Source organism: Flavobacterium sp. MMS24-S5 (genome assembly GCF_050320125.1).
GTDB lineage: Bacteria > Bacteroidota > Bacteroidia > Flavobacteriales > Flavobacteriaceae > Flavobacterium > Flavobacterium tyrosinilyticum.
Genome location: NZ_CP190016.1, coordinates 2,276,776 through 2,292,535, shown reverse-complemented (window position 1 = coordinate 2,292,535; position 15,760 = coordinate 2,276,776). Strand labels below are relative to the sequence as shown.

At 34.3% G+C, this 15,760-nt stretch carries 11 protein-coding genes and 3 pseudogenes; 4 read left to right on the top strand and 10 right to left on the bottom strand.

The features are described 5' to 3' along the window. Window positions 1-40 precede the first annotated feature (40 nt). The 5 genes and pseudogenes from ACPWTF_RS10595 to ACPWTF_RS10575 form a co-directional block, all read right to left on the bottom strand. Window positions 41-1,325, bottom strand: a pseudogene (locus ACPWTF_RS10595) (MFS transporter). Next, a complete protein-coding gene (gene recJ / locus ACPWTF_RS10590) occupies window positions 1,312-2,967 on the bottom strand; it encodes a single-stranded-DNA-specific exonuclease RecJ (protein ID WP_427875397.1) in 1,656 nt (551 codons plus the stop codon). The pseudogene ACPWTF_RS10595 and the gene recJ overlap by 14 nt, the downstream one beginning before the upstream one ends. 230 nt (window positions 2,968-3,197) lie before the next feature. Then, entirely contained in the window at window positions 3,198-3,542 is a 345-nt protein-coding gene (locus ACPWTF_RS10585; RefSeq protein WP_008465164.1) for a HopJ type III effector protein, read from the bottom strand. Between the two features lie 160 nt (window positions 3,543-3,702). After that, the gene (gene rsmI / locus ACPWTF_RS10580) at window positions 3,703-4,422 is read right to left on the bottom strand and encodes a 16S rRNA (cytidine(1402)-2'-O)-methyltransferase (RefSeq protein ID WP_250834968.1); all 720 of its coding nucleotides are present in this window, start codon (window positions 4,420-4,422) and stop codon (window positions 3,703-3,705) included. A 106-nt stretch (window positions 4,423-4,528) separates the two neighbouring features. Beyond that, window positions 4,529-5,383: a hypothetical protein gene (locus ACPWTF_RS10575; RefSeq protein WP_427875396.1), complete on the bottom strand. Its 855-nt coding sequence runs from the start codon at window positions 5,381-5,383 to the stop codon at window positions 4,529-4,531. A 429-nt stretch (window positions 5,384-5,812) separates the two neighbouring features. Here ACPWTF_RS10575 and ACPWTF_RS10570 point away from each other — a divergent pair, with 429 nt between their 5' ends. Both ACPWTF_RS10570 and ACPWTF_RS10565 read left to right on the top strand, forming a co-directional pair. Then, the gene (locus ACPWTF_RS10570) at window positions 5,813-6,403 is read left to right on the top strand and encodes a thymidine kinase (RefSeq protein WP_095928508.1); all 591 of its coding nucleotides are present in this window, start codon (window positions 5,813-5,815) and stop codon (window positions 6,401-6,403) included. Window positions 6,404-6,445: 42 nt separating this feature from the next. Then, on the top strand, window positions 6,446-6,865 hold the full coding sequence (locus ACPWTF_RS10565) for a hypothetical protein (protein WP_427875395.1): 420 nt from the start codon (window positions 6,446-6,448) through the stop codon (window positions 6,863-6,865). A 252-nt stretch (window positions 6,866-7,117) separates the two neighbouring features. Here the strand turns inward: ACPWTF_RS10565 and rpoN are convergent, their stop codons facing one another. From rpoN to ACPWTF_RS10540, 5 genes and pseudogenes are all read right to left on the bottom strand, one after another. After that, a complete protein-coding gene (gene rpoN, locus ACPWTF_RS10560) occupies window positions 7,118-8,578 on the bottom strand; it encodes an RNA polymerase factor sigma-54 (protein ID WP_095928315.1) in 1,461 nt (486 codons plus the stop codon). Between the two features lie 129 nt (window positions 8,579-8,707). Beyond that, window positions 8,708-9,103: a GxxExxY protein gene (locus ACPWTF_RS10555; RefSeq protein WP_427875394.1), complete on the bottom strand. Its 396-nt coding sequence runs from the start codon at window positions 9,101-9,103 to the stop codon at window positions 8,708-8,710. A gap of 195 nt (window positions 9,104-9,298) precedes the next feature. After that, a pseudogene (gene asnS / locus ACPWTF_RS10550) lies at window positions 9,299-10,745 on the bottom strand (asparagine--tRNA ligase). A 334-nt stretch (window positions 10,746-11,079) separates the two neighbouring features. Further along, on the bottom strand, window positions 11,080-11,610 hold the full coding sequence (locus ACPWTF_RS10545; protein WP_427875393.1) for an STM3941 family protein: 531 nt from the start codon (window positions 11,608-11,610) through the stop codon (window positions 11,080-11,082). 37 nt (window positions 11,611-11,647) lie between these two features. Then, window positions 11,648-14,014, bottom strand: a pseudogene (locus tag ACPWTF_RS10540) (efflux RND transporter permease subunit). Between the two features lie 221 nt (window positions 14,015-14,235). Here ACPWTF_RS10540 and ACPWTF_RS10535 point away from each other — a divergent pair. Continuing rightward, window positions 14,236-14,997, top strand: coding sequence for a histidine kinase (locus tag ACPWTF_RS10535; RefSeq protein ID WP_427875392.1), 762 nt, complete (start codon window positions 14,236-14,238; stop codon window positions 14,995-14,997). After that, window positions 14,960-15,679: a LytR/AlgR family response regulator transcription factor gene (locus tag ACPWTF_RS10530; protein WP_427875391.1), complete on the top strand. Its 720-nt coding sequence runs from the start codon at window positions 14,960-14,962 to the stop codon at window positions 15,677-15,679. Before ACPWTF_RS10535 ends, ACPWTF_RS10530 begins: the two co-directional genes overlap by 38 nt. Window positions 15,680-15,760 lie beyond the last annotated feature (81 nt).

Below are 15,760 nucleotides of genomic sequence, written 5' to 3'. Positions count from 1 at the left end.
AGGAAAATATTAGAAATAAAGAAAGAAAAAATGACTTCATCTATTCTAACTTATGATGATCGTCCATATCTTTTTTCAAATCTAAATTTCTAAAAGTTGGAGATTTCAATGCAGTGAAAATTACAGTTAAAAGCGTAACACTTCCTCCAAAAACAACCGAAGTTACAGCTCCCATCAATTTGGCAGTTGCACCACTTTCAAAAGCACCTAATTCATTTGAAGATCCAACAAAAATTGAGTTTACGGCACCGACGCGTCCGCGCATGTGATCTGGAGTTTTAAGCTGTAGAATAGTCTGACGGATTACCACTGAAATTCCATCAGCCAATCCGCTTAAAAATAAAGCGAAAACAGAAAGCCAGAAATAAGTAGATAATCCAAACAAGATGATGGATAAACCAAAAACAAAAATGGCAATTAAAAGTTTCTTTCCTGCATTTTCATACAAAGGTACGTAAGCCGAAATGAGCATCGTGATAAAAGCACCTACAGCAGGAGCGGCTCTTAAAATTCCGAAACCTTCAGAACCCACTTTCAAGATGTCTTGTGCAAACACAGGCAATAAGGCAACGGCACCTCCAAAAAGGACAGCAATCATATCAAGTGATAATGCGCCAAGAACAATTTTGTTCCTGAATACAAATGTCAAACCTTCCATAAGGCTATCTTTTATAGATTCTCCCATTTTCGGATTTACAATCGGTTTTTGGCCAATTTGTGATAAGGCAAATAACGAAAGAATTGAAAATCCAAAAACCAAACACATCGGACCAGTGAACACCAATCCAATTAATAGAAAATCCAGCTAATGCAGGTCCCATAACGGCTCCAATCTGCCAAACCGAACTACTCCAAGTTGCCGCATTTGGATATACTTTTTTAGGAATGATCAACGATAAAAGAGAGAAAATAGTTGGTCCCATAAAAGAACGAACGATTCCGCCAAAAAAGACTAAAGCGTAAATAGAATACAAAATAACATGTGTAGACCAGCTTCCAACAACTTTTGGCCAAGTCAATAAGAAAAGCCCAAAGCTAATTACTGAAAATCCTAAAATACACTTTACCAATAAGCCTTTCTTTTCTCTTTGATCGACAATGTGTCCTGCAAACAAAGACATTGAAACGGCAGGAATAATTTCCATTAAACCAATAATTCCTAAAGAAAGCGGGTTTTTGGTTAGACTATACACTTCCCATTCAATAACAATAAACTGCATAGACCAAGCAAAAACCATGGCAAAGCGCAATAATAAAAATACGTTGAATTCTTTATATCGAAGCGCCTGATAAGGATCGGGTTTGTTGGATTTAATTTCTTCCATTTGTTCTAATGTCTTTCAGCATAAGCTGTGTTGAAACAGTTCCGTTCCATTCGTTTTCGGCAATGCAATATGCTAATTGAAACGGATTTTGATTTTTTACAATATTTAGTTTTTTTCCTAATCCGAAACCAATTGCGGCGATTCCGTCTGAGTTGTTTTGTTTGGCAAAAAGCCTTAAATGTTCTTCTTCTGCACCTAAAGTTTTAGCGTAACCTGTATCAATAGCATTTTCAGTCATAAAAACAGGCGTCATATTCTGAGGTCCGAAAGGTTCGAATTGTTTTAGAATTCGAATTAATTTGGGTGTTATATCAGAGAAATTGATTTCGGCATCTATCTCAATTTCTGGAGTAAGCATTTCGGGTAAAATAGTTTCAGAAACCTGTTTTTCGAAAGCATCTTTAAAAGTTTGATAGTTTTCTGCTTTCAAAGTCATTCCTGCAGCGTACATGTGGCCTCCAAATTGTTCCAGATGTTCGGCGCAAGCGTCTAAAGCATTGTAAACATCAAAACCTTTTACAGATCGGGCAGAGGCTGCATATTTGTCACCGCTTTTAGTAAAAACCAAAGTCGGACGATAATACGTTTCAATTAATCTTGAAGCTACAATTCCGATTACGCCTTTGTGCCAATCTTCTTGAAAAACGACTGTTGAAAAACGTTCTTCTTCGTTGTTTTCTATAATCTGCTGAAAAGCTTCTTTGGTGATTTTTTTATCTAAATCTTTTCGATCTGCGTTGTATTGCTCAATTTCCGAAGCAAATTGTTGTGCTTGTTCAAAATTGAATTCAGTTAACAATTCAACAGCGTGATTTCCGTGTTTGATTCTTCCGGCAGCGTTAATTCTTGGCGAAATAATAAAAACGACATCGGTAATATCGAGAACTTTCTTTTTTACCTGATGTGTTAAAGCTTTAATTCCAGGTCTTGGTTCGCTATTAATAACTTTCAATCCGAAATGTGCTAGAACTCGATTTTCTCCCGTAATAGGAACAATATCAGCAGCAATTGCAGTAGCTACCAAATCAAGGTATGGAACTAAATCTTCAATCGTTTCATTTCGATTTTGTCCTAAAGCTTGAATTAATTTAAAACCAACTCCACAACCGCACAATTCATCGTAAGGGTAGGAGCAGTCTTCTCTTTTTGGATCTAAAACAGCAATGGCATCTGGAAGAAATTCTCCGGGGCGGTGGTGATCGCAAACAATAAAGTCAATGTTTTTTGCTTTCGCGTAGGCGATATGATCAATCGATTTGATTCCGCAGTCTAGAGCGATAATTAAAGAAATTCCGTTGTCATCTGCGTAATCAATTCCTTTATAAGAAACGCCATAACCTTCGGCATAGCGATCGGGAATGTAAGTGGCAATGTTGGGATAATGCGATTTTAGATACGAAGAAACCAAAGAAACGGCTGTTGTTCCGTCAACGTCGTAATCGCCAAAAACTAAGATGTTTTCTTCGTTCTGAATGGCTTGTTCAATTCGGGCAACAGCTTTATCCATATCTTTCATCAAATACGGATCATGTAAATGTTCTAAAGAAGGACGAAAGAAATTCTTCGCCTCATCAAAAGTTTCAATGCCACGCTGAATCAAAAGCGTTGCAACAAAATCTTCTACATTTAAGGCTTGCGCCAAATGTTTGACTTTTTCTTCAGAAGGTTTTGGTTTTAAGCTGCCGAACGCATGGGTTGATTTTAGATTTTAGATTTTAGACTTCAGATTTGTGAAATCGTTTAATCTGATTGTAATTTTTTTGCCACAGATTAAAAGGATTATAATGATTTTTTAATCTGTGTTAATCATTTTAATCTGTGGCAAAATATCTTGTATTTAGAAGGGCTTCGACTTCGCTCAGCCTGACAATGCTATTTTGCTTCTAAAGCATTGCCTTCAAACTGAATTCCGTCCCAACCTAAGTTGATGAAATTTCTAATATTCTGGTGATTTGTTCCGTTTGGATCTCCTAAAACTTCTTCAAAATAAAAAGCTCCAAAACACGCTAAAGTTTCTTCTTTGCTTAAGTTTTGCAATTTCGCGAAAGAAAACAATTTGCAAGAACCTGAATTTTCGCCAGCTGCATTATGCTGTGTTCCGTTTTGAAAAGCTGTTGGAGTAAAGTTGTAATTTTCTTCGATTACTGCAATCGTTTCAGGAAATGTGATTTGTGTTGGAGTTTGTTTTACTTTTTCTAAAAAGGCTTGAATGCTCATGTTGTTATGTGTTGTTTTTTTTGCCACAGATTAAAAGGATTAAAAAGGATTTTTTTTATGTGATTTTTTAAACACAAATTACCGCTAATTAAATTTGTGCTAATTTGTGTAATTTGCGGTAAATCCCAACATTAATCTATGTCAATTTTTAATATTGTTTCTATTCTTCTTCGTCCTTAGAATACTTACTTTTTTTCGCTTCTTTTTCTATTGTCTTCCCTGCAACAACAACTACGATTTCGCCGCGTGGTGCTGTTTTTTCAAAATGCGCTAAAACTTCTTTTGCAGTTCCGCGTACATTTTCTTCGTGTAATTTTGATAATTCGCGTGAAACGCAAACTTGTCTGTCTTCTCCAAAATATTGCACAAATTCTGCTAAAGTTTTAACGAGTTTATGCGGAGAAACGTATAAGATCATCGTTCGAGTTTCTTCGGCTAAAGCCAAAAAACGAGTCTGACGTCCTTTTTTATCAGGTAGGAAACCTTCAAAAACAAATTTATCATTTGGAAGTCCGCTGTTTACCAATGCAGGAACAAAAGCAGTTGCTCCAGGAAGACATTCTACTTCAATTTTATTTTCTACACAGGCTCTTGTCAATAAAAATCCTGGATCAGAAATCGCTGGAGTTCCAGCATCTGAAATCAAAGCGATAGTTTCGCCCGCTTTCAAACGTGCAATTAAGTTTTCGGTAGTTTTGTGTTCGTTGTGCATATGATGGCTGTGCATGTGCGTGCCAATTTCAAAATGCTTTAGGAGTTTTCCGCTTGTACGTGTATCTTCCGCCAAAATCAAATCGACTTCTTTCAAAACCCGAATGGCTCTAAAAGTCATGTCTTCAAGATTGCCAATTGGCGTTGGAACGATATATAATTTTGACATAATTTATTTTAAAGTTTGAGCACGAATTGCACGAATTGGCACAAATTCTAATTTCTCTAAAAACTGTACCCAGCAAAATTCGTGTGAATTGGTGAAATTTGTGTTTTTAAGAGAATTTTTTCTCGATAATTCCCATAAAACGCTCTGCGTAATCGTCTTTTCCTTCCCAGTTGTTATAATCAGGTTTTACCATGTTTTCGATAAACTCGTTTGCTTCCACATAGGAATCAAAAGTTAAAAGCTGATTTAAAACACGGCTGTAATCTTCTGTGCTGTTGCCAAAAAGATTTTTAGTAAAAGCAATTCTGTCATTCAAATCAATATGAAAACCTCTTGCCAGTTTTTCGTTCAAACTTACCGATTTTGGCTGTGCAGGAGTTTCAAGAATAGCCGTTTCCACTTTTTTAGTTTCCTTAAAATCACTGATTGAAGGAGCTTGTGTTGGTGGAACAGCTTCAAAACTTTCCACTTTTACAAACTGTGCATCGGCGTAATTAATGCCGAAATCTTCAAATTGAATAGTTGGCTGTGCAGGAGTTTCTGCTTTTGGCTCTTCTATAATTTCTTCTTTGATTTCTTCCTTAATCGGCTCGGTTTCTAATTCAAAAGCAGGTTTAAAATCAGGAATAGGCTTTAACTCATTAACAGTCGTAAACGAAAGATCATCGATAGGTTTTTCAGTTTCTTCTACTTTTTCAGCAATTGGCTCAACAATTTCTTCGACAATTGGCTCTTCAATAACTGCTTCTTCAATTTCGGCGGCAATTGGTTCAATAGTTTCTTCAATTACGGGTTCTTCGATTTCAACCGCAGGTTCAATGGTTTCGGCAATTTCAGCTGGTTCTTCTTCTGGAATTTCATTTTCGTAAGATTCTTCAAGTGCAATAACTTTTTCTTCAGCAGGAGCTTCAAGTTCAATTATTGTTGGAACTGCATCTTCTTTTTCGAAAATAGTTTCCAATTCAGAAGTAATATCGCTTTGCCCGATTGTTGGTTTTGCAGCTATCGAAATTCTCTTCTACAAATTTTAATACCGCTAATTTCTCGTATAATTTCTGAGTTTCAAGGTACAATTGATTGATATCGGATTTATTTTTAAGTTTTAAAATTCGATGTGCAATGCTAATTAAATCAGCTTCCAATTTTTTTTTCATAACTGTTGAAAATTATAGTGAATAAGGTATTTTAGTGTATTTGATGTCTGAATGTTTCTATTCTCAAGGAAATTCAAAAGATAATTTTTTATTTCTGTTAATACGCTGTCGCGAATTTAAGGTTTGATAAAAATTTTCTACTTTTGAAAAAATGTAAAACAGTACATTTTTACATCAATTTATTGCCAGTACAAAGTAATAAAAACTATTCATTTTTAAAGGTAGAAAAATACAAAATGTTTCTCGAAAATACAGTAAATCACAAAGAACAATTTGGTTGGATTGAAGTTATTTGTGGATCAATGTTTTCGGGTAAAACCGAAGAGCTGATCCGAAGATTAAAGCGCGCCCAATTTGCCAAACAAAGAGTCGAAATTTTTAAACCCGCTATTGATACCCGTTATCATGACGAAATGGTTGTGTCGCATGATGCCAACGAAATTCGTTCTACGCCAGTTCCTGCGGCGGCTAATATTTTAATTTTGGCCCAAGGATGCGATGTGATCGGTATTGATGAAGCTCAGTTTTTTGATGACGAAATTATTACCGTTTGTAACGATTTGGCAAATCAAGGAATTCGTGTAATTGTGGCTGGATTGGATATGGATTTTAAAGGAAATCCGTTTGGACCAATGCCAGGACTTATGGCAACTGCAGAATATGTAACGAAAGTTCATGCTGTTTGCACGAGAACTGGTAACTTAGCAAATTATAGTTTTAGAAAAACAGCTAATGATAAATTGGTAATGTTGGGTGAAACCGAAGAATATGAGCCACTTAGCCGTGCAGCGTATTTTAACGCCATGAAAAAAAATCAGGAAAAATAGATCTATTTTCCTTGTACAAGCCTTAACAAAACAATATAAAATATGAGAAAATCGACTGGTTTATTGTTATTATTAATTGGAATTGCAGTTGCTTTTGTAGCTTATTTTCAATTTTATCTTGGCGAAAAGGAAGATGAAGTAAATACTGAAGTTAAAGAACTAGTTGTGAAATACAATAAAAGCTGTCCGCTAAATATTCAAGAAGGAATTCGTTTAGACAGTGTCACTTTACCTCAAGAAAGAACAGTTCAGTATAATTTAACCTTGATAAAGGTGGTTAAAGAAACTGCAGAGATCAGCGTAATTCAGGAAGAAATCAGAAAAAGTCTTTTAAGCACTGCGAAAGCAAATCCTGGACTGCAGGTTTTTAGAGAAAACGATTACACTTTGGTGTATAGTTACTCTGATAAAAAGAAAGTGTTTTTGTTTGATGTAAAAATATTACCAGACGAGTATAAATAATTCTAAGAAAAAGATATATAAAACCCGACAGATTTCCAAAACCTGTCGGGTTTGTTGTTTTTGAAAACAATTGTCAGACTGAGCGGAGTCGAAGTTCTATCTAACGTAAATGAGCTTCGACTTCGCTCAGCCTGACAAAAGGTAAGCGTTTAGAATTTATCAAAAATTAGTATAAAATAAACCCGACAGGTTTTAAAAACCTGTCGGGTTGCTATTTAAATGGACTTATATTTCTTATGAGGTTAGAAAAAACTAAATTTTCTTTCTCATTCTCGCCACTGGAATATCCAATTGTTCACGGTATTTTGCAATAGTTCTTCTCGCAATCGGATATCCTTTTTCTTTTAAGATTTCTGCCAATTGATCGTCTGGAAGCGGTTTTCTCTTATCTTCTTCTTCAATTGTATTCTGAAGAATCTTTTTAATTTCAAGAGTTGAAACGTCTTCTCCCTGATCGTTTTTCATAGCTTCAGAGAAGAATTCCTTAATCAGTTTTGTTCCATAAGGTGTTTCAACATATTTACTATTGGCAACGCGTGAAATCGTCGAAATATCCAAACCAACCATATCTGCAATATCTTTTAAGATCATTGGTTTTAGTTTCGTTTCATCGCCGTCTAAGAAATATTCTTCCTGATAATGCATAATGGCATTCATGGTTACAAAAAGAGTTTCCTGACGTTGTCTGATGGCATCGATAAACCATTTAGCAGAATCCAGTTTTTGTTTGATAAACTGAACGGCATCTTTCTGTGCAGTCGATTTATCACGGGATTCTTTGTATGTCTGCATCATTTCCTGATAATCTTTAGAAACGTGCAAAGAAGGAGCATTTCTTCCGTTTAGGGTCAATTCTAATTCGCCATCTACAATTCTGATGGCAAAATCGGGAACAATGTTTTCTGTAACTTTATTGTTTCCGGTAAAAGAACCGCCTGGTTTTGGGTTCAAACGTTCAATTTCGTGAATTGCTTTTTTAAGCTGTTCGTTAGAAATGCTGTATTTCTGTAATAATTTATCATAATGTTTCTTCGTAAAAGCATCAAACTGATTTTCGATAATGTCAATTGCTAAATCAACATATTCAGTTGGAGTTTTATGTTTTAACTGAAGCAATAAACATTCTTGTAAATCACGAGCACCAACACCTGAAGGTTCAAGCTCATGAATTACTGTCATCATTTTTTCGACCATTGCTTCATCAGTATAAATTCCCTGAGTAAAAGCCATATCGTCTACAATATCTGGAATACTTCTACGGATATAACCCATATCATCAATACTTCCAACAAGGAATTCAGCGATTTCGCGCTCTTCATCATTCAAAATAAAAGTATTCAACTGATTGATTAAGTCTTGATGAAAACTGATTGGAGCTGCAAAAGGCGTTTCGCGTTCTTCGTCGTCACTGTAATTGTTTACCTGAGTTTTGTAATCAGGCATATCGTCGTCGCTTAGATATTCGTCAATGTTAATGTCGTCTGCTTCGATTCTGTCAGATTCTGCGTCATCATAATCGTCGTAGTCTTCATTGGCGTATTCATCAGCTTCGTAATCGTCTTCTTTTCCAGCTTCAAGAGCCGGATTTTCGTTCATTTCTTCTAATAAACGCTGTTCAAAAGCTTGCGTAGGCAATTGAATTAACTTCATCAGCTGAATTTGCTGTGGAGATAATTTTTGGGATAATTTTAAATTTAAAAATTGCTTTAGCATAGTTAAGGCGCTATTTTTTGCCACTAAGGCGCGAAGGCACAAAGTTTTTTTTATTTTTTTGTTTCTTGTTTTTTGCCACAAAGGCAATAAGCCACAAAGTTTTTTGCTTTCTTATATTTCTGCAAAAACTTAAAATACTCTTTTGGTATTTATAAATCTTTTGATTCCGCTCTTTATTAAAGGAACATTGAAATTAATTAAAAAGCCTAAATCTTTATTCAATAGTTTTAATTGACTTATAATTTGTGCTTCCCAAACGGGATTTATTTGTTCAACTGCTTTTATTTCTATAATTATAGAATCTTCAACCAGTAAATCTAATCTTAATCCTTCGCTAAATTCTATTCCGTCGTAAAATATTGGAATATCAACTTGGCGTTTTACATCAAGACCAGCTTTAGTGATTTCATGAGCCAAACAAACTTCATAAACTCTTTCTAATAATCCAGGCCCAAGTTGTTTGTGAACTTTAAATGCTGCGTTTACAATTATTTTTCCAATTTCTTCCGTTCTTTCAGAGAGCATATTTTTTATGGTTTTTCCACGAAGACGCTAAGGCACAAAGTTTTTTTTAAGTTTTTAAATCTTTAGTAAAAATTAAAATAATACTTGTGAATTTGTGTCTTCGTGGTATTATTTTAATTTTTTTTGAGCCTTTAACTCAGTTAGTTTAAAAATAAACTTAGCGTCCTTGTGCCTTTGTGGCAAAAACTTTATTTCTTAGAATTCCGCACTTCCAGGAGTTCTTGGGAAAGGAATTACGTCTCTAATGTTTGTCATTCCTGTTACAAACAATACCAAACGCTCAAATCCTAAACCGAAACCTGCGTGAGTTGCCGATCCGAATCTTCTGGTGTCTAAGTACCAGTATAATTCTTCTTTATCAATTCCAAGTTTTTCCATTTTCTCAACCAAGACATCGTAGCGCTCTTCTCTTTCAGAACCACCCACGATTTCTCCAATTCCAGGGAAAAGGATATCCATTGCACGAACTGTTTCTCTTCCTGGTTCAGTGTTGTCGTTTAAACGCATGTAAAACGCTTTAATGTTTGCTGGGTAATCGTATAAAATTACTGGACATTTAAAGTGTTTTTCAACCAAGAAGCGCTCGTGTTCTGATTGTAAATCAGCTCCCCATTCGTTGATTAGGTATTGGAATTTTTTCTTTTTATTTGGAGTTGAATCTCTTAAAATGTCAATTGCTTCTGTATAAGAAACACGTTTGAAGTTGTTTTCTAAAACAAAGTTTAGTTTTTCTAACAACGCCATTTCGCTTCTTTCTGCCTGTGGTTTTGATTTTTCTTCTTCCAGAAGTCTTCCTTCTAAGAAAGCTAAATCATCTTTACAGTTGTCTAAAGCATATTTGATTACGTACTGAATAAAATCTTCAGCCAAATCCATGTTGTCATCCAAGTCGTTGAAGGCAACCTCAGGCTCGATCATCCAGAATTCTGCCAAGTGACGAGAAGTGTTTGAGTTTTCTGCTCTAAAAGTTGTGCCCAAAAGTATAAATCTGACCCAAAGCCATAGCAAAAGTTTCACCTTCTAACTGTCCAGAAACCGTCAAGTTCGTATGTTTTCCAAAGAAATCTTTTTTGAAATCAATGTTACCTTCTTCATTTTTAGGAAGATTATCCAATGGCAATGAAGTCACTTGGAACATTTCTCCAGCACCTTCAGCATCAGCTCCAGTAATAATTGGCGTGTTTACATAAACGAAACCTTTATCCTGAAAATATTTGTGAACAGCATAAGATAAAACCGAACGCACACGCATAATCGCACCAAAAGCATTTGTACGAACGCGCAAGTGAGCGTTTTCACGTAAAAATTCTAAAGAGTGTTTTTTAGGTTGCATTGGGAATTTCTCAGCATCTGAATCTCCAAGAATTTCAAGTTTGTTCACCTGAATTTCATATTTCTGACCCGCACCTTTACTTTCAACCAAAGTTCCAATTACAGAAACCGCTGCTCCAGTTGTGATTCTTTTTAAAGTCTCTTCTGGTGTATTTTCAAAATCAACAACACATTGAATATTATTAATGGTAGAACCGTCATTTAAAGCGATGAACTGATTATTTCTAAAAGTTCTCACCCAACCTTTTGCATTCACTTCCTGTAACGTCGTCGTACTGTTTAATAAGTCTCTAACTTTTGTGTGTTTCATTTTTATATATAATTGATATTAAATAATATTCGTTTTGAACAACTGCAAATATAATCGATAATAATTAAATTTTGAAGCTGTTTCCCGCTCTTCGCTATATCTTTCTATTTTTAAAGAAAAAATAGAAAGGATGCCGCTTCGATCGGGGCTAGGGCATTTGGTTTCATGAGAGACCAATCTTTTATATGAATATATGATTTATTCTCATTTTTGTCATTCCGAGGAACGAGGAATCTCCGTAAGTAGCTCTACAAAGATTAGCGATCATTGGAGCGGAGTTTCTTGCGGAGATTCCTCGTTCCTCGGAATGACAAACTATGTTTGACTTCCTAGTTTAATTCTTGTATTTCTTCAAATTTTGATTTAATACTTTCATAAGTTCAGCATGATTTATTTGCATTGAAACTGCTGAAAGGCAAAATGGTGAACCGTAATTGGTAAAATTAAATTGCGTTAATTTTTTCCGTATTAGATTCTTTTCATTTTCAATCCAATAATCGGGATTATTAATTTTAATAAGCACCATTTTTTGGCTTTGAATTTTTAGTTCTGAAAATCCTTCAATATTGTTCCATTTTATAAATTCTGATGAATTCTTTTCCGGATTAACATTGATTCCATTTTTATCAATAATAAGAAAAAGTTTGTTTTTTATTAATTGCCTAATAGCTATGTAAACACCTAAGCCACAAAATAGGATCCAAATAATTCCTATTCCTTTTATAAATATTAGACTTTTAAATTTATAGGAAAGATAATGTTCAGCATTAATAAATAATTCGAAACCTAAAGCAGTGAACAGTACACCAATAATCAACAATAAAGACGCCTTTTTTCTACTTGAATAAATTTCTATTCTCTCCATTTATTTTTAATTCGTGCCAATTAGTGAAATTAGTGTTTTACTTCTCCAATCCCTCCAATTCCTCTTTTCTTGTTTTCTTCTTCTCAAAAGTCAAAACCAACGAAGGCAATACAACCAAGTTAGCAAACATTGCAAAAACCAAAGTACAAGAAATTAATCCTCCTAAAGCAATTGTTCCGCTGAAGCTTGATAATGTAAAAGTGGCAAAACCTAGGATCAACACGATTGAAGTGTAGAATGTACTTACTCCGGTTTCTCTTAAAGCGCTGAAAACAGATTTTTTTACTTTTCCTTTGTTTTGAGTCAATTCATCTTTGTATTTCGCCATAAACTGAATCGCATTATCAACCGAGATTCCGAAAGCGATACTGAATACCAAAATCGTCGAAGGTTTTAACGGAATTCCGAAATAACCCATTAATCCAGAGGTAATGCAAAGCGGTAAAATATTCGTAATCAAAGAAGCTGCTACCATTTTGAACGAGCGGAATAAATACAGCATTAAGATTGCAATAGTTAAAATCGCAAACAATAATGACTCAATTAAGTTATGCGCCAAATAAGTTGTTCCTTTCTGGAAAACTAAAGCTTTTCCTGTAATTGTAACTTCGTAACGGTCTTTCGGGAAAATTTCGTCAATTTTCTTGCGAAGTTTTCCTTCTACTTTTGCCATTTCATCTGTCCCAATATCTTTCATGAAAGTAGTGATTCGCGCGTATTGTCCAGTAGAATCGACATAGGCTTTCATTAAGTTTTCTTTACTGTTTTTGGTTGCATTTTTAGCATAACCTAAAATAAAAGTCTGTTCCTGAGAAGTTGGCAGTTGGTAATATTCAGGATTTCCGTTGTAAAAAGCCTGTTTTGCATATTTAACCAAGTTTACAACCGAAACAGGTTTTGCTAATTCAGGAATTTCAGAAATGGTGTTTTGTAATTCATCCATTTTACGAATGGTTGCCGGTTTCATAACACCTTTTTTCTTTTTGGTGTCAATCATGATTTCCAGAGGCATTACACCATTAAATTCTTTTTCGTAAAATAAAATATCTTTAAAGAAAGAAGCGCTTTTTGGCATTTCGCCAATCAAACTTCCCGAAACTTTCATTTGTCTAACTCCATTCAAACTCACAAGAAACAGAACAGCGTAAATGCAATAAACAATTGTCTTTTTGCCTTTTACGATAGTTGTAACTGTATTTAAAAGCGTTGAAATATAAGTTTTATCTAAATGATATAAGTGTTTTGCTTTTGGCAATGGCATAAAACTGTAAATAATTGGCACGATAAAAAGTGTCAAAGTATAAACAGAAATCACGTTGATAGAAGTGACCAATCCAAACTCAAAAAGCAGTTCGTTTCCTGTAATCATTAAGGTTGCAAAACCAATTGCAGCCGTTAAGTTGGTCATGAAAGTTGAATGCCCAATTTTTGAAATAACACGCTGTAAAGCTTTTGCCTGATTGTTGTGTATTTTGATTTCCTGCTGATATTTGTTGATCAGGAAAATACAGTTTGTAATTCCGATTACGATAATTAGCGGCGGAATAATAGCTGTTAAAATCGTGATTTTATAACCAAATAATCCAAGCGTTCCAAACGACCAAGTTACTCCGACAATTAAAATGCAGATTGAAATAAACGTAGCTCTGAACGAACGGAAGAAGAAAAAGAAAATCAAAGAAACGGTCAATAAAGACGCTCCAATGAAAAGTCCGATTTCGCCTTTCATATTATCCGCATTGATTGTACGGATGTACGGCATTCCTGAAACTTTAAGGTCGATTCCCGTTTCTTTTTCGAATTTATCGATTTTCGGAACTAAATCTTTTAAGATAAAAACCTTTCTTTCTGCTGTATTTACCAGCGCTTTATTCATGTAAATGGCAGAACGAACGCTTCCGCTTTCTTTGTTAAACAGCAATCCTTCGTAAAAAGGAAGATTGTGAAACAAATCGTATTGTACGCTTTTTAAATAAGCAGCATCCAATACTTTACTTTCGTCAATAAACGGTGCTAAAACAAATTTTTGGTTTACGGTATCTTTTTCAAGTTTCTTTAGATCATTTAAAGAAATTACCAAATCAACTTCTTTGGCTTTTTTCAAACCGTTCATTAATTCGGCTCAAGCCGCATAATTTTTTGGTGTAAAGAATTTAGGATCTTTGAAACCAATAACAATTAAGTTTCCTTCTTCGCCAAATTTGTCTAAGAATTTTTGATAATCTTTATTTGCAATATGATCTTTTGGAAGCAGGTTAGCTTCGGTATAAGTCATAGAAAGATTCTTCCACTGATAACCAAAGAAAATAGTTAAAGCAGAAAGTATAACCAGAATCGTAATTCGGTTTTTAAGTATGATTCGGGCTAACTTTTCCCAAAATCCAACTTGGATAGCGTTTTTCATAAAATCTTTAAAAATGGATGCAAATGTAGTGAAAAGTGCTCGAAATCATAAATATTCGATTCTATTTTACTTTATGTTAACACAAAATGCAAGATTTTTAAAAATGGGATAATTTATATGCTTTTTGCCAATTAGTCGTTAGCTTTTGCCATATTTGCAATTAGTTTTACAGTAAAAAATACTGTTATTGTAATTTTGCACTAAAAAATAGATCAGCAACAATGCAACAAAATAATACTACAACTTTCATTTTTCTAACCATTCTTTTGCTTTTAATTGTTATTATTTGCTTTATGATTTATCAATTAATGCAAACCAAAAAAGCAAAAGAAGATGCTGAAAAAAGTTTTTATGCTTTAGAATCTAAGGTAAACGATTTGCAGTTGGAGAATTTAGAATCCAAGCTAAATCCGCATTTGTTTAAGAATATCTTAAATTCAATTCAATCGCATGCTTATCAAACCTATTTTGCTCTGGATAAATTGGCTAATGTTCTGGATTATATTTTATACGAAAGCAAAAAGAAATTTGTAACGGCCAAAGAAGAAATAGATTTTGCACTGAATTTAATCGAAATCAACAAAATCAAAATCAGTCCGCTTTTTGAACTTAAGGTTAAAACCAATATTAATCAGGAAGACAAATTATATGAACAGCCTTTGCTAGCGCCTTTAATTTCGATTGATCTAATTGAAAACGCATTTAAACATGCCGATCTCCAAAGTGCAGATGCTTTTATTTCAGTAGTTTTTGAATTTAAAAACAATGCTTTTTTTATGACGGTTTCGAATAAAATATCAGATAAAAAAGTACTGAAAAAAGAACGAAGCGGTTTTGGCCACACAACGCTCGAACACCGTCTTCGCATTATTTATAAGAATAATTTCAAACTCGATAGGTTTATAGAAAACGATGTTTATATTGCCCATCTAAAAATTGATTTACTTGAATACAAAACTGAAATGCTTGCTTCTGGACGATGAACTTCCAGGATTGACTTACCTAAAAATGCTTTGCGAACAAATTCCAGAATTAGAAATCGTGAAGACATTCAATAATCCTGAAAAACTTTTGTCTGATATACCTAATTTAGATTTTGACCTGCTCATTTCGGATATTGAAATGCCCGGAATTGATGGGCTACATCTGGCTGAAAAACTGCAAGATAAATTGGTGATTTTTTGTACAGCGTATAAAGAATATGCGGCCGAAGCATTTAATATCGACGCCGTAGATTATATTACAAAGCCTGTAAAATTGGAACGTTTGCAAAAAGCAGTCACAAAAGCTTTGGAGCGTTTTGAGAAATCAAATTCAGATAAAAAATTCATTCAGCTCAATACAGACAAAGGAAAAACGCTGTTGTATTTTAATAAAATTCAGTACATAAAAACTGCTGCAAGTGATAGTCGTGACAAAACGGTACTGCTTACCGATGGAAGTTTTTTGAATTTGAAAAATGTAAAATTCGATACCCTTTTAAACGAATTGCCAGATGCTGATTTCTGTCGAGTTAATAAAAAAGAAATCGTGGCAGTAAAAGCAATTAAGTTCTTTAATCATAACGAAATTGTGCTGCACCATGTTGAAGAAAACAGCAAAAACACAACGCTAATCTTAAGCGAAACTTATCGAGCTGATTTTTTGAAAAAGGTGAAATTATAGCCATCTCTAATCTATTTTTTGTCAGGCTGAGCGAAGTCGAAGCCCAATGCGGAGCGTTAAGTCTTCAACTTCGCTAAGGAT

Coding starts and splice junctions, on each gene's coding strand:
- ACPWTF_RS10585 (WP_008465164.1), bottom strand. CDS start 3,542: ATGAGCATTCAAGCCTTTTTAGAAAAAGTAAAACAAACTCCAACACAA.
- rsmI (WP_250834968.1), bottom strand. CDS start 4,422: ATGTCAAAATTATATATCGTTCCAACGCCAATTGGCAATCTTGAAGAC.
- ACPWTF_RS10570 (WP_095928508.1), top strand. CDS start 5,813: ATGTTTCTCGAAAATACAGTAAATCACAAAGAACAATTTGGTTGGATT.
- ACPWTF_RS10565 (WP_427875395.1), top strand. CDS start 6,446: ATGAGAAAATCGACTGGTTTATTGTTATTATTAATTGGAATTGCAGTT.
- rpoN (WP_095928315.1), bottom strand. CDS start 8,578: ATGCTAAAGCAATTTTTAAATTTAAAATTATCCCAAAAATTATCTCCA.
- ACPWTF_RS10555 (WP_427875394.1), bottom strand. CDS start 9,103: ATGCTCTCTGAAAGAACGGAAGAAATTGGAAAAATAATTGTAAACGCA.
- ACPWTF_RS10545 (WP_427875393.1), bottom strand. CDS start 11,610: ATGGAGAGAATAGAAATTTATTCAAGTAGAAAAAAGGCGTCTTTATTG.
- ACPWTF_RS10535 (WP_427875392.1), top strand. CDS start 14,236: ATGCAACAAAATAATACTACAACTTTCATTTTTCTAACCATTCTTTTG.